This is a genomic window from Gemmatimonadaceae bacterium, assembly GCA_036504815.1.
Classification (GTDB): domain Bacteria; phylum Gemmatimonadota; class Gemmatimonadetes; order Gemmatimonadales; family Gemmatimonadaceae; genus PNKL01.
Genome location: DASXUN010000004.1, coordinates 99,494 through 124,557 on the forward strand (window position 1 = coordinate 99,494; position 25,064 = coordinate 124,557).

The 25,064-nt window shown below is 69.4% G+C and carries 18 protein-coding genes, 1 tRNA gene and 1 riboswitch; of the genes, 14 read left to right on the forward strand and 5 right to left on the reverse strand.

Features of this window, described 5'->3' with window-relative positions; translation table 11 throughout:
* Window positions 1–62: 62 nt before the first annotated feature.
* The 4 genes from VGJ96_02105 to VGJ96_02120 all read left to right on the forward strand — a co-directional run bounded on the left by VGJ96_02105 (window position 63) and on the right by VGJ96_02120 (window position 4,916).
* Window positions 63–1,169: an NAD(P) transhydrogenase subunit alpha gene (locus VGJ96_02105; GenBank protein ID HEY3285895.1), complete on the forward strand. Its 1,107-nt coding sequence runs from the start codon at window positions 63–65 to the stop codon at window positions 1,167–1,169.
* Complete coding sequence (locus VGJ96_02110) at window positions 1,166–1,474, forward strand: NAD(P) transhydrogenase subunit alpha (protein ID HEY3285896.1); 309 nt, start codon at window positions 1,166–1,168, stop codon at window positions 1,472–1,474. The genes VGJ96_02105 and VGJ96_02110 overlap by 4 nt, the downstream gene beginning before the upstream one ends.
* Window positions 1,474–2,940, forward strand: coding sequence for an NAD(P)(+) transhydrogenase (Re/Si-specific) subunit beta (locus VGJ96_02115; protein ID HEY3285897.1), 1,467 nt, complete (start codon window positions 1,474–1,476; stop codon window positions 2,938–2,940). Before VGJ96_02110 ends, VGJ96_02115 begins: the two co-directional genes overlap by 1 nt.
* Before the next feature lie 314 nt (window positions 2,941–3,254).
* On the forward strand, window positions 3,255–4,916 hold the full coding sequence (locus tag VGJ96_02120) for an amidase (GenBank protein ID HEY3285898.1): 1,662 nt from the start codon (window positions 3,255–3,257) through the stop codon (window positions 4,914–4,916).
* Window positions 4,917–5,012: 96 nt separating this feature from the next.
* Here VGJ96_02120 and VGJ96_02125 read toward each other — a convergent pair whose 3' ends face one another.
* A complete protein-coding gene (locus VGJ96_02125; GenBank protein HEY3285899.1) occupies window positions 5,013–7,040 on the reverse strand; it encodes a S9 family peptidase in 2,028 nt (675 codons plus the stop codon).
* Window positions 7,041–7,227: 187 nt separating this feature from the next.
* Between VGJ96_02125 and VGJ96_02130 the strand changes: the two genes are divergently transcribed.
* The 6 genes from VGJ96_02130 to VGJ96_02155 all read left to right on the forward strand — a co-directional run bounded on the left by VGJ96_02130 (window position 7,228) and on the right by VGJ96_02155 (window position 13,093).
* Entirely contained in the window at window positions 7,228–7,707 is a 480-nt protein-coding gene (locus VGJ96_02130) for a DUF4442 domain-containing protein (GenBank protein ID HEY3285900.1), read from the forward strand.
* The gene (locus VGJ96_02135) at window positions 7,704–8,699 is read left to right on the forward strand and encodes a nitronate monooxygenase (GenBank protein HEY3285901.1); all 996 of its coding nucleotides are present in this window, start codon (window positions 7,704–7,706) and stop codon (window positions 8,697–8,699) included. Before VGJ96_02130 ends, VGJ96_02135 begins: the two co-directional genes overlap by 4 nt.
* Before the next feature lie 119 nt (window positions 8,700–8,818).
* Entirely contained in the window at window positions 8,819–9,613 is a 795-nt protein-coding gene (locus VGJ96_02140) for a TIGR00266 family protein (protein ID HEY3285902.1), read from the forward strand.
* Window positions 9,610–12,132 carry a penicillin acylase family protein gene (locus tag VGJ96_02145; protein HEY3285903.1) on the forward strand — a complete coding sequence of 841 codons (2,523 nt, stop codon included), beginning with the start codon at window positions 9,610–9,612 and terminating at the stop codon, window positions 12,130–12,132. Before VGJ96_02140 ends, VGJ96_02145 begins: the two co-directional genes overlap by 4 nt.
* Window positions 12,133–12,134: 2 nt before the next feature.
* The gene (locus VGJ96_02150) at window positions 12,135–12,482 is read left to right on the forward strand and encodes a hypothetical protein (protein HEY3285904.1); all 348 of its coding nucleotides are present in this window, start codon (window positions 12,135–12,137) and stop codon (window positions 12,480–12,482) included.
* 113 nt (window positions 12,483–12,595) lie between these two features.
* A complete protein-coding gene (locus VGJ96_02155; GenBank protein ID HEY3285905.1) occupies window positions 12,596–13,093 on the forward strand; it encodes an FKBP-type peptidyl-prolyl cis-trans isomerase in 498 nt (165 codons plus the stop codon).
* 57 nt (window positions 13,094–13,150) lie between these two features.
* On the opposite strand, the gene VGJ96_02160 is transcribed toward VGJ96_02155, so the two are convergent.
* Window positions 13,151–16,225 carry a response regulator gene (locus VGJ96_02160; protein HEY3285906.1) on the reverse strand — a complete coding sequence of 1,025 codons (3,075 nt, stop codon included), beginning with the start codon at window positions 16,223–16,225 and terminating at the stop codon, window positions 13,151–13,153.
* Window positions 16,226–16,285: 60 nt separating this feature from the next.
* Entirely contained in the window at window positions 16,286–18,361 is a 2,076-nt protein-coding gene (locus VGJ96_02165; protein HEY3285907.1) for a TonB-dependent receptor, read from the reverse strand.
* A 99-nt stretch (window positions 18,362–18,460) separates the two neighbouring features.
* Window positions 18,461–18,560: riboswitch (TPP riboswitch) on the reverse strand.
* Window positions 18,561–18,712: 152 nt separating this feature from the next.
* Here VGJ96_02165 and VGJ96_02170 point away from each other — a divergent pair.
* On the forward strand, window positions 18,713–21,520 hold the full coding sequence (locus VGJ96_02170) for a response regulator (GenBank protein HEY3285908.1): 2,808 nt from the start codon (window positions 18,713–18,715) through the stop codon (window positions 21,518–21,520).
* 83 nt (window positions 21,521–21,603) lie between these two features.
* The gene (locus VGJ96_02175) at window positions 21,604–22,146 is read left to right on the forward strand and encodes a hypothetical protein (protein ID HEY3285909.1); all 543 of its coding nucleotides are present in this window, start codon (window positions 21,604–21,606) and stop codon (window positions 22,144–22,146) included.
* Here VGJ96_02175 and VGJ96_02180 read toward each other — a convergent pair.
* Both VGJ96_02180 and VGJ96_02185 read right to left on the reverse strand, forming a co-directional pair.
* The gene (locus VGJ96_02180; GenBank protein HEY3285910.1) at window positions 22,118–23,626 is read right to left on the reverse strand and encodes an SDR family oxidoreductase; all 1,509 of its coding nucleotides are present in this window, start codon (window positions 23,624–23,626) and stop codon (window positions 22,118–22,120) included. The genes VGJ96_02175 and VGJ96_02180 overlap by 29 nt on opposite strands.
* 58 nt (window positions 23,627–23,684) lie before the next feature.
* A tRNA-Met gene (locus VGJ96_02185) sits at window positions 23,685–23,758 on the reverse strand.
* A 130-nt stretch (window positions 23,759–23,888) separates the two neighbouring features.
* Here VGJ96_02185 and VGJ96_02190 point away from each other — a divergent pair.
* Both VGJ96_02190 and VGJ96_02195 read left to right on the forward strand, forming a co-directional pair.
* Entirely contained in the window at window positions 23,889–24,422 is a 534-nt protein-coding gene (locus tag VGJ96_02190; GenBank protein HEY3285911.1) for a hypothetical protein, read from the forward strand.
* A gap of 71 nt (window positions 24,423–24,493) precedes the next feature.
* Window positions 24,494–25,021, forward strand: a complete 528-nt coding sequence (locus VGJ96_02195) for a hypothetical protein (protein ID HEY3285912.1) — start codon at window positions 24,494–24,496, stop codon at window positions 25,019–25,021.
* Window positions 25,022–25,064 lie beyond the last annotated feature (43 nt).

Consider the following 25,064-nt stretch of genomic DNA (forward strand, 5'->3'; position numbering starts at 1 on the left):
TCGCATCCATAGGTGCGTTCCGGTTATCTTTTCAGGTCGTTTTCACCCCCTCACAAACCCGAATGCGAATCGCCATCCCAAGAGAGCGCACCGCCCTAGAAGCGCGAGTGGCGCTCGTGCCGGAGAGCGTGTCGAAACTGGTCAAGGCCGGCGCCGAAGTGGTCGTCGAAGCCGGGGCCGGCGCGTCCGCCTCCTTCCCTGATGCGCTGTACACGGCGGCCGGTGCCAAGGTCGCCGCCGATTACGCGTCTTGCGTGGCCGGCGCGCACCTGATCTGCAAGGTGCAGCCGCCCACCGCCGACGAGACGGCCGCCATCCCCGAGGGTGCGGCCGTCATTTGTTACCTGCAGCCCGCCGTCTACCCGGACGCCGTCCAGCGGCTCAACGGCCGCAAGGCCAGCGCCCTGGCGCTGGAACTGGTCCCGCGCATCACACGCGCCCAGTCCATGGACGTCCTCTCGTCGCAGGCGACCATCAGCGGCTACCGGGCCGTCCTGCTCGGCGCCGGAGCGCTCGGCCGACTGATGCCGATGCTCTCGACCGCGGCCGGGACCCTGGCTCCGGCCAAGGTCTTCGTGCTCGGCGCGGGCGTGGCCGGCCTGCAGGCGATCGCCACGGCGCGCCGGCTGGGCGCCATCGTGAGCGGCTTCGACGTCCGCCCCGCGGCGCGCGAGCAGATCCTCTCCCTCGGCGCGCAGGTGCTGAAGGTCGAGGGCGTCGCCGACGCCGAGGGCGCCGGCGGCTACGCGCGCGAACAGACCGATGAAGAGAAGAGGAAGACGCAGGCGGCCATCAAGGCGCACCTCGCACAGATGGATCTCGTGATCACGACGGCGGCGATCCCCGGGCGCAAGGCGCCCGTGCTGGTCACCGCCGACGCGCTCGCCGGCATGAAGCCGGGCGCGGTGATCGTGGACCTCGCCGCCGAGACGGGCGGCAACGTCGTCGGCACGAAGGCGGGCGAGACCGTCGTCGTGAACGGCGTGTCGATCCTCGGCCCCATCAACGTGCCGAGCCAGGCCGCGTTCCACGCGTCGCAGATGCTCAGCCGCAACATCCACACGCTGCTGCAGCATGTGATCACGAAGGAGAACACGCTCAACCTCGACGCCAACGACGAAATCACGGGCGCCATGCTCGTGTGCCAGAACGGGACGGTGAAGGTATGACGCTCATCATGCAGTTGTACGTCTTCATCCTCGCCGGCTTCGTCGGCTTCCTTGTCATTGGCAAGGTGCCGCCGCTGCTGCATACGCCGCTGATGTCGGCGACGAACGCCATCTCGGGCATTTCGCTCGTCGGCGCGATCGTCGCGGCCGGCGGACAGTACGGCAAGGTGTCGACGATCCTCGGCTTCATTGCCGTCGTCGCCGCGGCCACCAACGTGGTGGCGGGCTTCCTGATCACCGACCGCATGCTCGGCATGTTCAAGCATCCGGCCAAGGCGGACGGCAAGAAGGGAGGGGCGCACTAATGCTGCCTCTCTTTCAGGAAATCGCGCAGGACGCCGCGCAGGTGGCGGCGGAGCCGGCTACGAGTGTCTTGCGGGACGCCATCATCCAGGCGACGTACCTGGCCGCCTCGGTGATGTTCATCCTCGGCCTCAAGTCGCTGACCAAGCCCGACAGCGCCCGGCGCGGCATGCAGCAGGCCGCCGTGGGCATGCTGCTCGCGGTCATCGGCACGCTGCTCAACCAGCACATCGTCACGTATCAGTGGATCCTCATCGGCCTCGTCGTCGGCGCCATCGCCGGCTACCCGATGGCGATGAAGGTCCCAATGACGGCGATGCCGCAGTTCATCGCCTTCTCGCACGCCTTCGGCGCGATTGCCGCGACGTTGGTGGGCGTGGTGGAGTACCGCGAACTGCTGGCCGAGGGGCACCTGACGAGCGGACTCGCCGGGGCGCTGGGCTTTGAAGTGCTGTTCGGCGCGCTGACGGTCACCGGCTCGTTCATGGCGTTCGGCAAGCTGCAGGAACTGATCACCGGCCGTCCGATCACGTTCAAGGGGCAGAACTTCTTCAACATTCTGCTGATGGCGGTGGCGTTCGGCTCGTTCGCCTTCCTGATCTACCAGCCGTCAGCGACGTGGGCGTTCTACACGGTCGTCGGCCTGTCGCTCTTCCTCGGCATCTCGATGGTGCTGCCGATCGGCGGCGGCGACATGCCGGTGGTGATCTCGCTGCTCAACTCGTACGCCGGCCTCGCGGCCGCGGCGACGGGCTTCGCGATCGGAAACAACGTGCTGATCATCGCCGGCGCGCTGGAAGGCGCGGGCGGCTTCATTCTGTCGGTCATGATGTCGAAGGCGATGAACCGGTCGTTCGGCAACGTGATCTTCGGCGCGTTCGGCGCGCCGCCGGCCGCGGTCGGCGTCAAGGGCCCGGCGAAGGAGCCGAAGACGATCAGCACTGAAGACGCAGCGATGCAGTTGGCGTATGCCGGATCGGTGGTGGTGATCCCGGGGTACGGCATGGCCGTGGCGCAGGCGCAGCACATCTGCCGCGAGCTGGCCGACCTAGTGGAGGCGAACGGCGGCGCGGTGAAGTACGCCATTCACCCGGTGGCCGGCCGCATGCCGGGGCACCTGAACGTCATCCTCGCCGAGGCGGGCATCGACTACGGCGCGCTGATGACGGACGTCGATGACGCGAATCGGGTGCTGAAGGATGCCGACATCGCCATCATCGTCGGCGGCAACGACATCGTGAACCCGGACGCCGAGAACGACAAGAGCAGCCCGCTGTACGGCATGCCGATCTTCCGCCCGTGGACCGCGAAGGTCACGTACGTGATCAAGCGCGGCAAGGGCGTGGGCTTCTCCGGCGTCGAGAACCCGCTGTTCACGCTCGAGACGACGCGCATGATCTACGGCGACGCGAAGGGCGCGCTGGGGACGCTCGTCAAGGAAGTCAAGGCGATCGACGAAGGGCACTGAGACTTAGGATCTGGAATCCGGAATGGGATTGAGGATTCCGAATTAGGATTGCGATTGGCGATGGGCCCGGGGCGTTTGCTCCGGGTCTTTTCGTTTGTTGGTGAAGTTCCTCTTCTTTGGTCGTTTCCGTGTAATCCGAGCTTGCCCGTGAGATCCGTGGTATGCCGTTTGGAGCGGCTACCACGGATTTCACAGATGAACACGGAGGGACACGGAGGGACACGGATCCAACTTGGGAGGAACTACAGCGCGCTTCTCTACCGCGCGGGTGGTTTCGTGCCGTAGTTTCCGCTGACTCCCACTCCGAGCGCTCCATGCCTTCCCCGCTCTCCCGTCGTGAGTTCGTTGCGTTGTCCGCCGCCGGCGTGGCCGCTTCTGGTGCGGCACCGGCGTTCGCTGCCGACACGTGGCCGAGCGACGCCGCGGGTGAGCGCGAGCCTGGCGCGAGGTCGATGGCGCCGCGCGAAGATGCGCTCTTCGAGAAGGGGGTCACGGAACTCGCGGCGATGATGGCGCGGGGCGAACTCACGTCGCGGGCGCTCGTGGAGCGCTACCTGCAGCGGATCGCGGCGATGGACAAGCAGGGGCCCGCCATCAACGCGGTCATCGAACTCAATCCCGACGCGCAGGCGATAGCGGCGGCCATGGACGCGGAACGAAAGGCCGGGAAGGTGCGCGGCCCGCTGCACGGCATTCCGGTGCTGATCAAGGACAACATCGACAGCGCCGACCAGATGCTCACGACGGCGGGGTCGCTGGCGCTGGCCGACAGCCGGCCGCTGCAGGATGCGTTCATCGTGCAGCGCCTGCGCGCGGCGGGGGCCGTGCTGCTGGGGAAGACGAACCTCAGCGAGTGGGCCAACTACCGCTCCACGCGCTCCACGAGCGGGTGGACCGGACGCGGCGGGTTGACGCGCAATCCGTACGTGCTCGACCGCAACTGCAGCGGGTCGAGCTCCGGGACCGGGGCGGCGCTGGCGTCCGACCTCGCGACGATCGGCATCGGCACCGAGACGGACGGCTCGATCATCTCGCCCGCGAGCATCTGCGGGCTGGTTGGCATCAAGCCGACGCTGGGACTGTGGAGCCGGTCGGGGATCATTCCCATCGCCGCGTCGCAGGACACGGCCGGGCCGATGTGCCGCACGGTGGCGGACGCGGCGGCGCTGCTGGGCGCGCTCACCGGCGTGGATCCGCGCGATGGCGCCACGAAGGCGAGCGCCGGGCAGGCGCGTGCCGATTACCGGTCGTTTCTCCAGGCCGGGGCGTTGCGCGGAGCCCGCATTGGCGTGGCGCGCGCGCAGGCGGGATTCAACCCCGACGTGGACCGCACGTTCGACCGTGCGATCGCCGCGATGAAGGACGCGGGAGCGGTGATCGTCGACCCCGCGTCACTGCCGACGCCGCCGCAGCTTGGCCCCGCCGAGACCCTCGTGCTCGACTACGAGTTCAAGGCCGGGCTCAACGCGTATCTCGCGTCGCGCGGCCCGACCGTGGCGGTGAAGTCGCTCGCCGAGCTGATCGCGTGGAACGAGCGCGAGGCGGCGCGCGAGATGCCGTGGTTCGGGCAGGAGATCTTCATTCGCGCGCAGAAGAGCGGCGCGCTGACAGCCAAGAAGTATCTCGACGCACGCGCCACGTGCCTGCGGCTGACGCGCGCGCAGGGCATCGACGCGGTAATGGCGAAGCACCGGCTCGACGCAATCATCCTGCCGTCCAACCAGCCGGCGTGGACGACGGACCTGTTGAACGGCGACCACTTCACCGGCGGCGACACGACGTACGCAGCCGTGTCCGGCTATCCGAGCATCACCGTGCCGATGGGGATGGTGCACGGGCTGCCGGTGGGCGTTTCGTTTATCGGACGCGCGTGGGAAGAGGGGCGCCTGCTGTCGTATGCGTTTGCGTTTGAGCAGAGCACCAAGGCACGGCGCGCGCCGGCATTCCGGGCGACGTTGGGGGACGGCGGGGATTGATGGGCGGGCGTAGGGCGCCAGCGATGGGCGGTTGCAGGGATTGAGCGTTGGGCCGGCGCACGACTGAAGAGATGCGTCGGCGCCCGTGTGCCCGCGCTACTGATCCAGAATAAACGCGTACCGGAACGACGTCTCCTTCAGGCGTTCGTAGCGTCCGCTCGCCCCGCCGTGGCCGGCGCCCATGTTCATCTTCAGCAGCAGCGGCTGCGTGCCGGTGGCCGTCGCGCGCAGCTTGGCCACCCACTTGGCGGGCTCCCAGAACGCCACGCGCGAGTCGTTCACACCGCTCGTCACGAGCAATCGCGGGTACGGCTGCGGCGCGACGTTCTCGTACGGCGCGTACGCGCGGATGTGACGGTACGCCTCGGGCTCGTTGGGATTCCCCCACTGCAGCCATTCCTGCGCCGTCAGCGGAATGGACGCGTCGAGCATGGTGTTGACGACATCGACGAACGGCACGTCGGCCACGATGGTCCGGAAGAGATCGGGACGCAGGTTCGCCACCACCCCCATCAGCAGGCCGCCGGCGCTGCCGCCATTCGCCGCCAGACGGTCGCTGGACGTGTAGCGCTCCCGCACCAGGTGCTCGGCGACGTCAACGAAGTCGGTGAAGGTGTTCATCTTCTTCATCATCTTGCCGTCATCGTACCAGGCGCGTCCCATCTCCTGGCCGCCGCGCACGTGCGCAATGGCGAAGGCGAAACCGCGGTCGAGCAGCGAGATGCGCGCCGAGTTGAACGTGGGCTCCATCGTGTAGCCGTACGAGCCGTACGCGTACAGCAGCAACGGGCGTGACCCGTCGCGCACGAACGGCGTGCGATAGACCAGCGAGATGGGGACGCGCGTTCCGTCACGCGCCGTCGCTTCCAGCCGCTCGATGGCGTACGCGTTCTCGTCGAAGCCGCCGAGCACGGGCTCCTTTTTCTTCACCACGCGCGACCGCGTGCGCAGGTCGTAGTCGAGGACGGTGTCGGGCGTGGCCAGCGACGAGTAGGTGAAGCGCAGTTCCGCCTGGTCGAACTCGGGGTTCGATCCCACCTGAATGCCGTAGGCCGCCTGCGGGAAGTCCACATAGTGGGTGTCGCCCTGTTCCAGGTCGGTGACGCGCAGGGTGCGCAGGCCGCGCTGCCGCTCCTGCACGACGACGAAGCGCCTGAAGACAAGCACGCCTTCGACGAAGGCCTCGGGACGGTGCGGGAGCCACTCCTCCCACGCCCCGGGATTCGCGAGCGGCGCGCGCATCACCTTGAAGTTCGGCGCGTCGAGGTTCGTGCAGACGTAGAGCCAGTCAACGCCCGGTTCGACGTCGTATTCCACGTGCTCGCGCCGCGCGCGCACGAGCACGGGAGCGCGCTCCGGACGCGCGGCGTCGATCAGCCGCACCTCCCCGTCGGTGAACGACGACGACGAGATGACGATGAACGCCCCCGACCTCGCGCGATGCACGCCCACGTTGTTGAGCACGCCAGGTTCGTGGAAGACCTGGGCGGCCGTGCCATTACTTGCGCCAAGGACGTAGCGCCAGACGCGGTCAGACCGCTTGGCCTCGTCGGTGGTCGTGTAGAACAGCGTGCGGCTATCGGACGCCCACGCCAGACCGAAGCCGAGCTTCTCCACGCGATCGGGCAGCCACTCGCCGGTGGCCAAGTCGCGCACGCGCAGAGTGAAGTCCTCATAGCCGGTGACGTCCTCGAGGACGGCGAGCAGGCGGTGATCCGGACTGACTTCGAGCGCGCCGAGCTGGTGGAACTCGTGCCCCGCGGCCTCGGCGTTCTGGTCGAAGATGATTTCTTCCCGTGCCTGTGCCCCCTTCCGGCAGTATATCGGGTACGCCTTCGCGGTTTCCGTGCGCGAGTAGTACCGCCACGTGCCGCGCCGCACCGGCACGGTGGTATCGTCCTCCTGGATGCGCGCCAGCATCTCCCGGTAGAGATCGTCCTGCAGCGGCTCGGTGTGCGCCATCATCGCCGCCGTATACGCGTTCTCGGCCTCGAGGTACGCCGTCACCTCGGGGTCCTCGCGGTCGCGCATCCAAGCGTAGTCGTCCACGCGGCGGTCGCCGTGGAGGAGATGGATGGTCTCGATGCGCTTGGCTTGCGGGGGGGATGCGGGGAGTTCGGGCATGGACGGCGACTGAGGATTGGGAATCCGGCACGGGATCAAGGATCACGATTCAGGAATTCGACTCGCGATACAAATGTAGACACGCGCAAGTCGCAGGTCGCCATCCTGGATCGCAATCCGTGATCCCGTTCCGGGTTCCAAATCCTCAATCGTGGTTCCCAGCCCATGCTTTCGTTACCTTAGCCGGATGCGAAATGACGCCCCCGGCACGGCCATCCTCGCGCAGTGGCGCCGGCTCTCCGCCTGGCCCGGCGGCCGCTGGCTCTTCAGCAAGCTCCTGGGCTGGCAGGTGCCCTATTCCGGCTCGGTCTCTCCGCGGGTGTTGCTGCTCGAGCCGGGGCACGTGCGGGTCTGCATCACGGAACGGCGCGCGCTGCGGCAGCACCTGGGATCGGTGCACGCCATCGCCTTGATGAACGTCGCCGAGCTGGCGAGCGGGCTCGCGATGCTGGGCGCGCTTCCGCAGGGGATGCGCGGCATCGTGACGAGGATCGGCATCGAGTACTTCAAGAAGGCACGCGGCGTGCTGGTGGCGGAGAGCCGCTGCACGGTGGCGCCGGACCTCCCCGAAGGCGAGTACGACTTCACGTCCGAAGTGACGGACGCCGCGGGCGACATTGTCGCCCGCGCCACGGTGACCTGGAAACTGGGACCGGTGCCTGAATGAATCGCGAGTGGCAGCAGCGCTTCCTCGACCAGACCGGCGCCACGGTGCCATTGATCTGCGGCCCGATGTTTCCGTGCAGCAACCCTGAGCTGGTGGCGGCCGTCTCCGCCGCGGGCGGCATTGGGGTGGTGCAGCCGATTTCGCTGACGTACGTGCACGGACACGACTACCGCGAGGGACTGCGGCTGATCAACCGGCTGGCCGGTGGCCGTCCGATCGGGTTCAATGCGCTCGTGGAGAAGTCGTCGCGCGTCTACGAGGAGCGCATGATTCGCTGGGTCGACATCGCGCTCGAAGAGGGGGTGCGCTTCTTCATCACGTCGTTGGGCAATCCGCGCTGGGTGGTGGACAAGGTGCACGCCGCGGGCGGCGTGGTGTACCACGACGTCATCAATCGCCGCTGGGGCGAGAAGGGGCGCGACGCCGGCGTCGACGGTCTCGTCGCGGTCAACAATCGCGCCGGCGGACATCTGGGCAACCAGGATCCGCGCGCCCTGCTCGACGACCTCGCGCCGCTCGGCCTGCCTATCATCGGCGCCGGCGGCGTGGGCGACGCCGCCGACTTCACGCGCGTGCTTGGCCTCGGCTACGCCGCGGTGCAATGCGGCACGCGCTTCATCGCGACCAATGAGTGCAAGACGAGCGAATCGTACAAGCAGGCGATCCTCTCGTCGAAGGAGCGCGACATCGTCACCACGCAGCGACTCACCGGCGTGCCGGTGGCCGTGATCAACACGCCATACATCCAGCGGCTGGGGACCGAGATCAACGCGTTCTGGCGCTGGATGTTCAAGGGGCGCAAGACCAAGCACTGGGCGCGCACGTACTTCGGCCTGCTCGGCCTCTGGCGCCTCAAGCGCGACCAGCAGCGCGAGGGATCGGGCCACGGCGAGTACTGGCAGGCCGGCCGCAGCGTCGAGACAATCGACGTGATCGCCCCCGCCGGCGACATCGTCCGCGAATTCGAAGCCGCGTGGCGCGCCGCACCGTAGGAGGCGTACCCTCGCACCGTGCACCACACCCTGCACCGTTCCCGAGCACCACACCCTGTACCGTGCCCGAACACCACACCCTGTACCGCGCCCCTGCACCACGAATCGAGGACCTTCGCATGCCCGCTGACATCATTGACTACAAACTCATCGGCGACGACCTGCAGGGCGTCGTCATCACGCTCGATCCCGGTGAGGGCGTGATCGCCGAGGCCGGCGCGATGCTGTACATGGAAGACGGCATCCAGATGGCCACGACCCTTGATCCCAACAACCAGGGCGGCGGACTGTTCGGCAAGCTGCTCGGCGCGGGCAAGCGCCTGCTGACCGGCGAGTCGTTCTTCATCACGATGTTCGGCAACGCCGGCCTGAAGCGACAGGACGTCGCCTTCGCGGCGCCGGTCCCCGGCAAGATCCGGGCGCTCGACCTCAAGGAATGGGGCGGCGAGATCATCGCGCAGAAGGACTCGTTCCTCTGCGCCGCGCGCGGCATCTCGCTCGACATCGCGTTCACGAAGCGCATCGGCGCCGGCTTCTTCGGCGGTGAGGGCTTCATCCTGCAGCGCTTCAACGGGGACGGCCTCGTCTTCGTGCACGCCTGCGGCGCGCTCATCGAGCGGCAACTTCGCCCCGGCGAGACGCTGCGGGTGGACACCGGCTGTCTCGTGGCCATGGAGAGCACGGTCGACTACGACATTCGCACCGTCCCCGGCATCAAGAATGCGCTGTTCGGCGGCGAGGGCATCTTCTTCGTGCACCTCACGGGACCGGGCAAGGTCATCTTGCAGACGCTCCCCTTCGCCCGCATGGCCGACAAGATCATCGCGGCATCGCGCATGGGCATGGGACAGCGGCGTGACGAGGGCGGCGTGCTCGGCCCGCTGGGCGACATCCTGGGCGGAGACCGCGGATGAGCGAGCGCGCGGCCGTCCCCGCCGTCGTGGCGCGGGCCAGTCAGGTGGCGGCGCTCATTCTCTCGGCCGCCGTGCTGTGCGTTGGCCTGTACGTCGGCGCGCGCCCGCTGGGACGCGTCCCGGCGCTGGGGCCGTTCCTCGATCCGGCGCACGGCATCTGGGCCGTGGCGCGCACCGCCGAACTCCCCCGCGACGCGTCGCTGAACATTCCGGGACTCAAGGACAGCGTCGCCGTGCGATACGACGATCGCGGCGTGCCGCACCTGTTCGCCCAGAATGAAGACGATTTGATGCGCGCATTCGGCTTCGTGGTGGCGCGCGACCGGCTCTTCCAGATGGACCTGCAGACGCGCGCGGTGGCGGGCACGCTGAGCGAACTCGTGGGCGCGTCGGCGCTCGAGCTCGATCGCGAGGCGCGGGCGCAGGGGCTGGCGTGGGGGGCGCTGCGGAAGTGGAACGCGCTCCCCGACACCGCCGTGAGCCGCCGGATCGTCACCGCCTATTCCGATGGCGTGAATGCCTATCTCGCGCAGATGTCGCGCGATGAGCTGCCGCTCGAGTATCGCCTGCTCGGCGCGACGCCGCAGGCGTGGCGTCCCGAGTACACGTACTACCTGCTGGCGCGCATGTCGCTCACGCTCGCGTGGAACGACGACGAACTGCGGCGGGCGAGCGTCGAGGCGCTGGTCGGCGAGAAGGCGGCGGACGCACTCTTCCCCATCGAGTCGCCCATTCAGGAGCCCATCCAGCCGGTGAACGGGCGGCATGCGCCGCGATTCGTCACCGCCGCGCTCCCCCCGCCCGCCCCGCACGACAGCGCGCGGCTGGTCATGGCGCGGGCGTTCGAGCGCGCCACCGAGTCCCCGACGCTCGACGCGCTGCGCGGCACCGGCGAGGTGGCGGTGGGCAGCAACAACTGGGCGGTCGCGCCGCAGCGCGCCGCGGCAGGACGCGCGCTGCTGAGCGGCGATCCGCACCTGCAACTCACCCTCCCCTCCATCTGGTACGAGGTGCACCTGCAGGTGCCGGGCGTCATCGACACCTACGGCGTGACGATCCCGGGCGGACCCATCGTCCCCATCGGATTCAATCGCTCGATGGCGTGGACCGCGACGAATACGGGCGCCGACGTTCTCGACTACTACGAAGAGAAGGTGGACGACTGGCGGCACCCCACGCGCTACGAGCTGGACGGCGCGTGGCTGCCGCTCGACCGGCGCATCGAGGCGATTCGCGGCCGGAGCGGGCGGGTGCTGCGCACCGACACCATTTATCACACCCATCGCGGCCCGATGATTCGCGCCGGCGGCAAGTGGCTGTCGCGCCGCTGGACGGCGCTCGACGTCTCGGATGAGGGCGCGCTCTTCCGCCTCGCCAATCAGGCGCATTCGGTGGATGAGTGGATGACCGTGATGAGCGCCTACGGAGTGCCGGCGCAGAACTTCCTGACCGCCGACACGCTGGGTCACATCGCCATCCGTTCCACCGGTCATTACCCGATCCGCGGCGGGCAACTGCGTGGCAATCGCATTGCCGACGGGACGAAGCGCGCGAACGACTGGAGGGGGTACTGGCCGCTCGATCGCTATCCGCAGTCGACGGACCCGGCGCAGGGCTACCTGGCCTCGGCCAACCAGCAACCGAAGGACCCGCTGGTGGATCCCGCATACCTCGGCTCCAATTGGCCGTCGCCGTTCCGCGCCATGCGCATCAACGCGCTGCTGCGCGCCGACTCGGCGGTCACACCGGATGCGATGCGCCGCTATCAGACGGACCCCACGAGCGAAATGACGGCGCTGTTCGTCGGTCCGATGTTCGACGCCGTGGCGAAGGCCGCCGGCGCGGGCGTGGCCGACACGTTCGCCGTGCGCGGCGCCTCGCTGCTGCGCGAATGGGACGGCCGCTTCACGCCCGACAACGAACGCGCCGTGCTCTACGACGCGATGATGCAGGAGCTGTCGCAACGCACCTGGGACGAACTGCGCGGCGCCGCCAACGTGCGGCGCGACCCGACGCCCAGCGCGGCGATCCTCGCCCAATTGATGCGCGACGAGCGGTCGATCTGGTGGGATGTGCGCGCCACTCCGGGACGCGAGACGCGCGACAGCGTGCTCGTGGCCAGCATCAGCGCGGCCTATCGCACCGTGTCGCAGAAGTACGGCCCGCCGGGACCGCGCTGGCGATGGTCGGGGATTCGCACCGCCTCCATCAACCATCTGCTGCGCATGCCAGGACTCGGACGCACGCGCATCCCCATGCCGTCGGGGCGCGGCACGCTCAGTCCGTCCGATGGCGACGGTTCGCACGGCGCGAGCTGGCGGTTCGTCGTGGAGCTCTCGCCCGAGGTGCATGCGTGGGGGACGTATCCCGGCGGCCAGTCGGGGAATCCGGTGAGTGAGCGCTATGATGACCGGCTGGCCTCGTGGACCGCCGGGACGCTCGATACGCTGCGCTTTCCGCGCCGCGCCTCCGACCTGGCGCATCCGCGTTTCGCCCTCACCCTGCACCCGGAGCGCTGACGATGAAATGGCTCGCACAGTTTGCCGCGCTCACGCTGGTGTCGGCCGCGGGCACGTGGTGGGGCGGCTGGTGGATGGTGCCCCTGGCGGCCGCGGCGTACGGCGTGTGGGGGGCGCGATACCGCGCGACGGTCTTCACCGCCACGCTGGCCGGCGCGGCCGCGTGGGGCGCGCTCCTCGCCTACGACGCCTCGCTGGGCCCGGTGGGCCGGCTCACCCAGCTCTTCGGGGCGATCTTCCGGGTCTCGGACGGCACGCTGCTCGTGCTGACCGTGGCATACGCCGCGCTCCTCGCCGCCGCGGCGGCCGCCTTTACCCGCGGCATCCGGCGATTGGTGACACCGCTCTAGGCCTCGCGGGTATCAAGTGGGGCCGCCCCCTGCCGTTCGAGGGCCGCCCCAGTGCAATTTACGACTCGGCACGGCGTGGCCGTGCCACCCTTCCTTTCGCCGATCGAACTGCCATGCGCGCTGTCCGCCCCGTCCTGCTCGCCCTTGCCGCCATCCTGAGTGCCGGATGCAACGGCTCGAACTCGGGCACCACAGCCGTCGACACCAACGTCTATACCGCCGACCCGGCCACGTCGAGCTACGCCAGCTCGCTCAACGTCTCCATCGCCTCGATGACGAAGACGGCGAGCGGTCTGTACTACAAGGACCTCGTGACCGGCACGGGCGCGACGGCCGCAGCCGGGTACACGGTGCGGGTGGAGTACAGCGGTTGGCTGGTGAACGGCCAGCAGTTCGACACGAGTGTCGGCCGGGTTCCGCCGTACTTCGAGTTCCTGCTGAACGCCGGCAAGGTGGTCAAGGGTTGGGACGAAGGCATCCAGGGGATGAAGGTGGGCGGCAAGCGCCAGCTCGTCATTCCGCCCACCCTCGGCTATGGCACGAACGGGTCGGGGAGCATTCCCGCCAACGCCATTCTCGTCTTCGAGGTCACGCTGCTGGCGGTGCGCTGATCGCGACATCGGGCGCGCCATCGCGCGCCCACGCGGCCGCATCAGCCGCGTGCCGGTTCAGTCCGCGGCGCGGCGACTGCCCCAGTTCTCGAGCGCGGCCTTGAGCACCGCATCGTCGATGGGCTTCGCGATGTAGTCGTCCATCCCCGCCGCCAGGCACCGTTCGCGATCGCCGGGCATCGCATTGGCGGTCATCGCCACGATCGGCGTGCGCCGCGCGTCGCCTTCGCGCCGCCGGATGTGCGCGGTGGCGGCATAACCGTCCATCACCGGCATCTGGCAGTCCATGAAGATGATGTCGAAGATCTGCGCCTCGGAGGTCTTCACGGCCTCCGCGCCGTTGTGCGCCACGACAACCAAGCAGCCGGCGCGTTCCAGCATCGCCTTTGCGACCATCTGGTTGACAGGATTATCCTCGGCCAGGAGGACGCGCAGTCCGGAGGTTGCGGAACTCGTGGGCGTGTCCACGGCCGAACGGCCAGTCGTCTTGCGCCGCGGGATCGGCCTGGGTTCGGTGATCTCGTCGAGGTTGCCGCGATGCCGTTCGCGGGCCGCACGGGCGGCGCGCATGGCGCCGAGCAGTGCCGCGCCGCGCGCCGGCTTGGTGACGAGGTCCACATAGCCCACCGGGGCGGCCGCGCCGGCGCTGAATCCATCGCTCGAGCGCACGAGCAGCACGAGGGGCGTGGCGGCGATGGCGCGCTCGCGACGAATGGCCGACACGAAGTCCAGGTCTTCGGCGGTGCGCGTGCCGTACTCCACCAGCACCATATCGTACGGGCTGCCGCCGGCCGCCGCCTGCCGCAGCAATTGCAGGCCGTGGTCGCCCAGTGCGCGCGTGTCGACCGAGGCGCCGAACCCTTCGATGCGCTGCGCGATGGAGCGGCGCGTGACGTCGTGCGCGTCCACCACCAGCACGCGGCGGCCGGCGAGGTCGGGGAGCGGCGACGCTTCGTGCGCATCGGATGGCACCGTCAGTCGCAGCGTCACCCAGAACGTCGAGCCGCGTCCCTCCACCGAGCGGAAGCCGGCGGCGCCACCCATCATCTCCGCGATGCGCCGGGTGATCGCCAGGCCCAGGCCGGTACCGCCGAATCGCCGGCTCATCGAGGCGTCGCCCTGCGAGAAATCCTCGAAGATGCGGGACTGCTGCGCCTCGGGGATGCCGATGCCGGTGTCGTGGACGGAGATGCGCACCATCGCGTCGCTGCCGCGGCGCTCGATCACCTCCACCTCGAGCACGACGTGCCCGAACGTCGTGAACTTCACCGCATTCGAGAGCAGGTTGAGCGTCATCTGCCGGATGCGACCGGCGTCCCCCACCAGTTGCGACGGGACGCCGCGGCCGACGTGGAGCGCGATGGCAATCGACTTCTCGTCGGCGTTCGGCGCCAGCAGGTCGCAGGCCTCCTCCAGCGTCGACACCAGGTCGAAGGGGAGCGGCTCGATGGTGAGCTTGCCGGCCTCCGCCTTGGAGAAATCCAGGATGTCGTTGATGATCGACAGCAGCGAATCGGCGGACGTCTTGACGGCGAGCGTGTACTGCCGCTGCTGCTCGTCGAGTTCGCTCTCGAGCAGGAGGCCGGTCATGCCGATGATGCCGTTCATCGGCGTGCGAATTTCGTGCGACACGGTGGCCAGGAACTGGCTCTTGGCACGCGCGGCCGCCTCGGCGGTTTCCTTCGCGATCACGAGCGCCTGCTCACTTTGGCGTCGCTCGGTGAGTTCGCGCACCTCCAGCAGCGTGATCGCCTCGCCCTCGAGCTCCACCGGCGTGAAGGTCAGCTCGGCGGGAAAGAGCTCGCCGTTCAACCGGCGGCATTGCAGTTCCGTCACGTGCGCGCCCTGGGCGCGCTCGCGATTGACGAGGCCCGACACCACCACCGCCGATTCCTCGCCGTCGGGCTGGTGCTCGGGGAAGAGCGCGCTCAGCTCGAGGGCGTTGAGTGTCCCCTTGTCCCGCGCCGCGAACAGCTTGACCGCGGCCTCGTTGCAGTCGGATATGGAGCTCTGGCGCATCAGGAAATGCGCCGACGTCGCGTGATCGAAGATCGCCTGGAAGCGCTGCTCGGCGGCCACGCGGTCGCCGATGTCGCGCACCACCGCGATGTAGGTCGCGTCGTTGCCCGCGGAGACGGCGCTCAGCGACATGTCGAGCACCAATTCGCGTCCATCCTTGCGGCGGCCGTTGACGATCTCGCTGACGCCGCGGCCGCTCGCCAGCGCGCGGTCGAAGTACTCGCCCAGCCGCTCCGGCGGCAGCGACCGGTACGGCTCGCCGGTGAGGGCGCGCACCGGAAGGCCCATCAGCTCCGACTCGCTGTACCCGAACAGCCGCTCGGCGGCCGGGTTGCAGCCGACGATGGTCCCGTTCTTGTCCGCCGCGACGATGGCGTCGATGGTCGAGTTGAGCAGCGCCCGGGCCTGCGCCTCGCGCGCCACCACATCGCGCGTCGTCCCCTCCACCTTGGACTCGAGTTCCTCGAATGCGGCCGCGTGCGAGCGCCGCTGGCGCACCACCAGCAGCGCGCCGAGGGCAAAGAGCACCGCCACCGTCGCATCGATGACAAATTCGAGCGAGTCGAGCCGCTCGCCGGCGCGGATCGCGGCGGCGTTCAGGTTCTCCTCAATGGCGGCCGCCTCGAGCGACGAGGTGCGCAGGGCACCGTCGAACCGTCGGTCGAGGTCGGCGTCCCGCAATGACCGCGGGCCCGCCGCCAGTTTCTGCCGCGCGAACTCGCGCAACGTCACCACCTGCGCACTGAGCTTCGACATGCGGTCGCTGAGCAGCGGATCGAGCATCAGCGAGGCGCCGCCCGAACTCACATCATCGGTGAGCTGCGCGATGAGGCGCAGCGCATGCGCATACCGATTGAGAATGTCCTGCTCGGGGTCGATGCCCGCATCGCCGTCGGCGTACTCCTCGACCGCCAGGTGCGCGCTCGTGAGGTCGAAGCGCAGGTCGTACGCCGTCTTGGCCACGAACTGCTCGCGGTCCGCCGCCTCGCGACGCACGCGCTGCATCGCGGTCATGATGACGAAGACCAGCGCCCCCATCAGGAGGAGCGCGAGTGACAGGCCGTCGAAGAGCGAACGCGACGGGTTCCGGGAGGTGTTCGGCAGCAGCACCATGGACCCGAAAGATACGCGCGGCGGCGCCGGCGGGGGAATCCGCCGGCGCCGGGCCCCGCGCTAGAACGCCCGCCGGATGCTGAGCATCAGGTGGCGCGTGGCGAACGGAAAGACGTAATTGGTCCCCCCGCTCGCGTAGCCGCCGCCGTACGCCAGCCGGTCGAGCACGTTGTTCACCCGGGCCGAGACACTGGTGGCGCCGCCGCTCCACGACAGGCCCGCATCCGCCAGGACGTACGCCGGCAGCATCGCCGCCGCGTCACCGGTGTTGGTCAGCGGCGACTTCGAGACCTCACGCGCCTCGCCCTCGAAGGTGAAGCCGTGGCGCAGGCGCCAGACCAGCGCTTGCGTCGCCACCGTGGACGGAGTCAGCCGCGACCGGACATTGCGATGTTCCCCTCCGCTGGCGGCGTCCACGAAGCGACGGATGCGCGCGTCGGTGAGCGCCAGCGTCGCGTCGAGCGCGAGGGACGGCGTCGCCTCCCAGCGCACCTCGGCCTCGAGGCCCCGGCGATGCGAGCCGCCGACATTCACGCGCAGCGGCGACCCGGTGAGGCTGAGCGCGCCCACGGCGGCGATCTCCTCGCGGAACTCCATCGCGAACAGGTTCGCCGAGGCGCGCAGCGTGCCGCGCTGCCACGTCGCGCCCGCCTCGTAGTCCACCACCTGCTCCGGCCGCACGCGGTCGAGCGGCAGGATGGAGGCCGCATTCGTGGAATCGAGGTTGTCGGCGCCGGCGAACATGTCGTCGCGCGTCGGCTCGCGCCGCACGGAACCGACCGAGGCGAAGAACGAAAGCGCCGGTGACTGCCGCCACGTGACGCCGACGCGCGGATTCAGGAACCCCCAGTCGGTGGACGGATGGGTGGCGGGAGCGTGCGGATCCTGGGAGGTGCGAATGGCGGGGTCATAGCGGAAGGCAGCCCGCCGCAGCTGCAGGTCGCCGAACCAGGTGGCGCGACCGCGCTCCAGTTGCAGCTTGGCAAAGGCGGTCTGCTCGTTCTTGTGGCCCGTGTTGTCGTAGATCCGGTCGTTCAGCGCCGGCCAGATCTTGAGGAAGTGATCCCGGTGGTACTGCATCAGGTGCGCGCCCGCGTCGAAGGCCACCGCGTCGCGCCGGTACGAGAAGGTGCTGAGCGCCCCGTACCAGTTGTACGACAGGTTGAAGCGCCACAGGTCGGGGTCCACCTTCACGTCGAACCAGCCACCCGCCCCCTGCCGGTAGACCGTGGTGGTCCAGACCGCGTGCGCGCCCACCGCCCGCACATGCTGCAGGTTCCAGAAGATCTGCGAGAAGCGGTCGCGTTCATCGAGCCCCATCGGATTGGAGCGCGGGTCGGCGCGTACCGTCGCCTCATCCGCCGCGTAATACGACGACCGCAGCTTGGAGAGCCCCGCGAAGGCCGTGAACTTCACCACGTCCTTGTTGCCGTACCAGGCGGCCGAAAAGAAACCGGATGACGCGTTGTTCCCCGAGTGACGGCGGAAGCCGTCGGTCTGCTGCGACGTGGCCCGGGCCGCCATCGCCCAGCGTCCGCCCGTCAACCCCGAGCGCCACTGCAGCGCGGCGCGGCGCGTGTCGAAGGCGCCGCCCGACATCTGCAGTTCCCCGCCCCGCCTGGCCGAGGCGAGGTCCAGCGACTGGAAGTTCACGGAGCCCGCGTAGGCCGCGCTGCCGAACGCGCTCGTTCCCGTGCCGCGCTGCACCTGCACCGACTGCACGCTGTTGGCGAAATCAGGGACGTTGGAGAAGTAGAAGGCCTGGTCCTCGGGATCGTTCAGCGGAATGCCGTCGAACGACAGGCTCACGCGGTTCTGGTCGAGGCCGCGCATGCGCAGGTAGCTGTAGCCGGTGAACGAGCCGCTTTCGGAATACGCGGTAATGCCCGGAACGCGCGTCAGGAGCAGCGGCGCCTCCTGGCCGACGTAGCCGCGTTGCAGCTCGTCGCGGGCGATGGTGCGCTCGCTGAGGGGGGCCGCACCGCTGGCGCGCACGGCACGCACCGTGACGCGTTCGAGGGTGTCGGTGCGCGACGTGCGCAGCGAGTCGGGACGTTGGGGGGCCTGCGCGGCCGCGGGGGCCGGCGGGGCCAGCGCGGCGAGTGACGCCGCGAGAACGAAGTGGATAGGCTGCATGGCCGGTTCGCGAAGAACGGTTGCGATCCGGAAGTGGGCTCGGCCGAGCGGCGCCAAATACAAAGCGCCACCCGGCCGAGTGGGTGGCGCAACGGAAACCGCCGCGACACGCCGCACTCCCTACGCCGGTTTGATCCGGATCAGGTTCCAAGGGACTTTCTCAAAATCGGCGCGAGCCGAAATACCCCTGGCGGCTACCTCCAATGCTAATCGGTACCGCGCCGCACGCAACGGGGGCCGCACGAAGCGCCACGGCGGGACCACGCTGCCGTGGGGCCACGACACGGCGAGCGCGCCACGCGCGCTTCGCCTTGCCACGCGCCCGGCCCCACGCCACCTTCCCCCGCGCCTATGAAGTCCACCGTCAATCGGTTCCTTGGCTCGCCGACCGCCGCCCGCGTGGTCGTCTGGACCACGCTGGCCCTTACGGTCATCGTCGGCGCGGTCTCGCTCGTCGTGCTCGAGGCCCGCATTCGCGACGCGGACGAAGCGCTCCTGCAGTCGCGGCGCGACGAGCGTCGCGCCGAGATCCAGCGCTGGCATCGCGACCTCGTGCGCGTGGGCAACGCCATCGTCGGCGCGCCCAGCGTGCGCAGTGCGCTCCTCGACGAGCTGGCGGGACGGAGCGGCCGCGCCGCGACGGTGGCGGCGGCGCAGTCCATCGGGACCGCGCTCGAGGCGGAAGGGTGGCTCGGCTGGGCGCTGGTGGACAGCGGCGGCCGTGTGGTGGCGGCCACCGGCATCACCGCCGACGAGGCGGCCACACGATGGCGCGAGAATGCGCGCCTGCATCGGGTCGCCGGTGGAGTCCCCGTTGTCAGCGCGCCGATGCCGCTGCCGCGCACCACGGATGCATACGGCGAGCGGCTCGACGCTGGCGCGCCGTTCGTGACCATCGCGACGCCCGTGGCCGACGCCGCGGGCCGGCACCGCGGCGCGGTGCTCTTCGACGCGCCGATGGCCGTGCGCATCGACGTCAGCAACACCTGGAAGACGGGCGACGTCTATCTCGTCCGGCGCGACGGTGTCTTCGCCAGCACGCCCCGCTTTGGCTCGTCGCTGATGCGCGCCGGCGTGCAGGCGCCGGGGAGCGGCTCGCCCGCGTTCAAGCTGGCGGCGCGCGACCCGGGCGCCTCGCTGCAATCGATGCGCACGACGCCGGAGGCCGCCGCGCGCTGGCCGCTCACGCGCGCCGCCGCCCTCGTCACGCAGGGTTCGACGGACGTCGACATGGACGGCTACCGCAACTATCGCGGCGCCAAGGTCGTCGGCGCGTGGACCTTCATCCCGGAAATCGACGCGGGCCTCGTCTTCGAGCTCGAGACCTCCGAGGCCTTTGCGCAGGCGCGGATCCTGCGCTGGCTGTTCGTCACGCTCTGCGTGGTGCTGCTGTTCAACGCCTGGGTGGCGGTGCTGAACCGCCGGCGTGCGCAGCGGCAGCGCGCCCTGCGCAAGGCCGCCGAGGCGTCACTGCGCGCCGCCAAGGACGCGGCCGAGGCGGCGTCGCAGGCCAAGAGCGAGTTCCTCGCGACGATGAGCCACGAGATCCGCACGCCGATGAACGGCGTCATCGGCATGACGGCCCTGCTGGCGGAGACGCACCTCACCGCCGAGCAACGGTCATACCTCGAGACGGCGCAACGCTCCGCCGACCACCTGCTCAGCGTCATCAACGACATCCTCGACTTCTCGAAGATCGAAGCGGGCAAGCTCGGGCTCGACCCCATCCCCTTCGACCTGCATCTCGCGGTCGCCGAGGTGGCCGATCTCATCGCGCCGCGGGCGCGCGACAAGGGGACGGAGATCGTCGTGCGCGTCGCGCCGGAGACGCCACGGCGCGTGATCGGCGACAGCGGCCGCGTGCGGCAAGTGCTGCTCAACCTCGCGGGCAACGCGGTGAAGTTCACCGAACGCGGCCACGTGTTCATCGACGTGGAGGCGCACCCGGCCGGCGCCGGCCGCGTGCGCGTGGTCTTCGCCATCCACGATACGGGCATCGGCATCGCCCCCGACCGGCTGGCGCGGCTCTTCACCCCCTTCGAGCAGGGCGACTCGTCCACCACGCGGCGCTTCGGCGGCACGGGGCTGGGCCTGTCCATCAGCAAGCGGCTGGTGGACCTGATGGAGGGTGAGCTGACCGTCGATAGCACCCAGGGGGTCGGGTCGATCTTCCGCGCGCACATCACGCTGCCGCTCGACCCCAGCGCGGTCCCTGTCTCGCCGCCGGCGCAGGAACTGCGCGACGTGCGCGCGCTCGTCGTGGACGACAACGACGTCGGCATCCAGGTGCTGCGCGAGCGGCTGACGTCGTGGGGGATGCGCGTGGGAACCGCGTCCGACGGCAACGCCGCGCTCGACGAGATCCGGCGCGCGCAGCAGGAGGGCGATCCGTACAAGGTCGCGCTCATCGATTACATGATGCCCGGCGCGGACGGCGAGGCGGTGGGCCGCGCGGTGCGGGCCGACGCTTCGCTGGACGCGCTGGCCCTCGTCCTCGCGACGTCGGCCTCGGTGCGCGGCGACGCCCTGCGGTTCCGCGCGGTGGGATACGACGGCTATCTCCCCAAACCGCTGCGCGCCGACACGGTGCAGCAGATGATCGAGGCCGTGCTCGCGCGGCGCGCGGGCGGACAGGTGCCGGCGGCCAACGTGCCACTCCTCACGCAGCACCTGCTGGCGGAGCAGGCCGCCATGGCACGGGATGCGGTGCGCCAGAGTTCGCTGCCAATGCCCCGCGCGTCGACGCGCGCGCGGCTGCGCGTCCTGCTCGTCGAGGACGACAAGGTGAACCAGATCATCTCGCGCAAGATGCTGGAGTCGCTGCATTGCGAGGTGGAGCTCGCCACCGACGGCCTGCAGGCGGTGGACAAGGCCTTGCTGCGCGAGTACGACGCCATCCTGATGGACTGCCAGCTGCCGCACCTCGACGGGTACGAGGCCACGCGCCGCATTCGCGCCGCCGAGCCGCTGGAGCGCCACGTGCAGATCATCGCGCTCACGGCGAGCGCGCTCGACGAGGAGCGCGAGCGCTGCCTCGCCGCCGGCATGGACGACTTCGTGAGCAAGCCCACGCGGCTGGACGACGTGCGGGCCGCGCTCGACCGCGTGATTGACCGCGGCCTCGACGAAGCCCTCCCCCCGCCGCCCAAGCCCAACTAACACTCCGGGCGGGACGCCGTGTAGAATTCCCGGTCGCGCGCCGTCGCGTGCGACCCTGAACCCTCTCCCCGGAATTCCACCGCATGACGCGTTCCCGCCTCCTCGTCTTCGCCGGCGTAATCACCACCGCCGTCGCTGGCGCCTCGTTCGCCCCCACGGCAACCGCCACGGCGCGCTCGCAGGACGTGAAGCCCTTCGTGCAGGCCTCGTCGCCCGAAGCAGCGGGTGAGTACCTGATGACCGTGGCCAGCTGCCACGATTGCCACACGGCCGGCTGGGTGGAGAAGAAGGGGAACGTCGCCAAGGAAGACCAACTGACCGGCAACCCGGTCGGCTTCTACGGCCCGTGGGGGACGACGTACGCCAAGAACCTGCGCCAGGTCACCGACCGGCACACCGAGGACGAGTGGGTGGACATCCTGCGCACCGCCGACCACGGGCAGGGCGCGCTCCCCATGCCGTGGCACGACGCGTCGAAGTTCAGCGACCAGGACCTGCGCGCGCTCTACAGGTACGCCAAGTCCCTCGGTCCCAAGCCGGTGCGCCTGCCGCGCAACACCAAGCCGGGGGTGAAGCCGGCCGGCCCGTACATCGATCTCACGGTGCGGGATTCGACGAGTCGGTAGCCGCTGCCTCTGCTTCCGCGGCCTCGGCGCGCGACCGCAGCGCGTCGATCATGCCCGGGAAGATGAAGCGGTGGAACGGCAGCACCGCGTACCAGTAGAGATAGCCGAGCAGGCCGTCGGGATCGAAGAACGCGGTCTGCTCCACACGGCTCCCCTTGGCGTCGGGGAGCACCTCAAACTGCAGCCACGCCGCGCCGGGAAGCTTCATCTCGGCGCGGAGCCGCAGCAGGTGCGGCTCCTCGAGCGCCTCGACGCGCCAGAAGTCCACCGGCTCGCCGACGCGCAGGAAGCGCGCGTGCCGGCGTCCGCGCCGCATGCCGGTGCCGCCGACCATGCGGTCCATCAGTCCGCGCAACTGCCACAGCCAGTTGCCGGCCAGCCATCCCTGCTCGCCGCCCAACTGACAGATGACACCGAACAGGCGCTCGGGTGTGGCCTTCACGCGACGGCGCTTGCGATCAAGCAGCATGCCCTCATGTTCGCCGAGGATGTCCTCTTCACCCGGATCCTGGGTGAGGCTCGACAGCGAGGACGCCCAGGTGGTGGCCACCGTGTCTTCCGCCATACGGGTGAGCGCCAGGCGCACCGCCTCGTCGTAGCCCGTGGGTTCCACGCGGAAGATCCGTCGCGCCCGGTCGTCCTTCACCACGACCTGCGTGTGCAGGCTCTCCACCAGCGGCTCCGCGATGCTGTACGGAATGGGCGTGATGAGATCGATCCAGTGGCCGGCCAGCTCCGGCAACGGCACGGGAAACGACACGATGAGCCGGCGCAGGCCGCGAATGCGCGCGTACCGCTGCATCATGTCGCGATAGGGCAGCACATCGCGCCCGCCGATCTCGAAGATGCCCGTCGCTTCGGGATGGTCGAGGGCCTCCACCAGATAGTCGAGCACGGAGCGAATGCCGATGGGCTGGCAGCTGGTGTTCACCTCGGTGGGGGCGAGGATGACGGGCAGCCGTTCGACGAGGTGGCGGATCATCTCGAAGCTCGCGCTCCCGGAGCCGACGATGACGGCTGCGCGGAACTCGAGCACCGGCACGCTGGTGGAGGCGAGCGCGCGTCCCACCTCCTGCCGGGAGTACAGGTGCGGACTGTGCACGAAGTCCGGCTCGCCCAACCCGCCGAGGTAGATGATGCGCTTCACGCCGGCGCGCTCGGCGGCCTCGGCGAAAGAGTGGGCCATCAGGCGGTCGCGCTCGCGATAGTAGCGTCCCGCCGCCATCGAGTGCACCAGGTAGTACGCGACGTCGATGCCGTCGAAGACATTCCAGAAGATGTCGGGCTCTTCGAGGTCGGCCGGGACGATTTCCACCCCTGGCCACGGATGGCTGGCAAGGCGGCTCGGGTTGCGCGCGACGCAGCGCACCCGATGCCCGCGCTCGATGAGCCGCGGCACGAGCCGGCCGCCGATGTAGCCGGTGGCGCCGGTGACGAGCACCCGGAGCGGCGAAGCCGAGGAATTGGGGGGCGCAGTCACGGTCCCAAAACATGCGACCCCGCTGGCGCGAAACGCCAGCGGGGCCGACTTTTTGAAGTAGCTGGGGAGGGGATCGAACCCTCGACCTCACGATTATGAGTCGTGCGCTCTCACCAGCTGAGCTACCCAGCCACGAAGCCTTGTAATATACGGGGACGCGGCACCGTCTCAAACCCCCGGGGTGGGACTGTCGCCGGTCTGCGCCGCACGGCATTCATACCCAGTTTCGCAACCGAGTCCCTCCGACAGTCGTCTTTCTAAGATGAGTTCCGACGATCTTTTCAAGCGCCCCTATCCGGACGAGAACTACGTGCCGCCGGATGAAGCCGACCTGCGCAAGCAGGCGCTGCAGCGGGCGTACGAGATCGCGCAATCCATCACCACGGAGCAGGCGCGCGAGGCGGCGGCCGCCATGTCGCGGCCGCCGGTGGATCGCGGTCCGCTGCTGCGCGGCATCAACGCCGCGCTCGCCGTCGGGATTGCCGTCTGGCTCTTTGCCTCGCCGCCCGACTGGCTCCCGCAATCCGCGCCCGACCTCCGCACGCCCGAACAGCGTGAGGTGGGGCTGCGCCTCGTGATCGCCATGGAGGCGGCGCGCGTCAACGCCTATCGCGACGCGGAGGGGCGACTGCCCGAGACGCTTGCCGCGGCCGGGGGCGATGCGCGCGGCATGCGATACGTCGTCGTGGACGAGACGCGGTTTACGCTGGCCGCCTCCGACGGCGGCGCGTCGGTAACGTACGACAGCACGGAGCCGCTCGATGCGCTGCTCGGCGGCTCGGGGAGCGTCCGATGACCGGTTCCGGACCAGTCCGGGAACCGGGGAGCGGCGAGCGACGCCCCGGGGAACCGCGTACGGGTGAGCAGGTGAGGGAGCCCCGCACGGGCGGCCGCCGCCGCATCCGGAACAGTGGTGAGGCCGAGGCATCGAACGCGCCGTCCTGGCTCGAAGCCAACGCCGTGCGCATCCGGTGGGCGACGTGGATTGGCATCGCGCTGATCGCCATTCGCCTCATCGCGCCGCGCCCCGACGGCTGGCGCCGCTGGAGTGACGCGGCGCAGGCGCTCACCGACGTGGAACAGGCTCGCACCGCGTCGCTGATGTACTATCAGGCCGCTGGCCGCCAGTGGCCGGCGCCGGGGCGGCCGGGCGTCGCGCCGGCCGGACTGCTCCCGTACCTGCCGGGGGACGTCGCCTTTGCGCGCCCGCGCTACCGGCTGGCCTGGGAGTACGCCGCCGACACCCTCAGCGGCGCGCGGGTCATCGGCATCAGCGTCATCGGCGACGACCCGCGCCTCGCCCAGACGATGGCACGTCGCGCCCCGGCGGGGATGCCATTTGTGGTGAGCGGGCATCGCTTCGTGGCCCTGATCGCGTCGGCCCCAGGGCGTTAGGCTCAGCCCCCACGAAGTGCCCCAGACGCAAAACGGCCGGTCC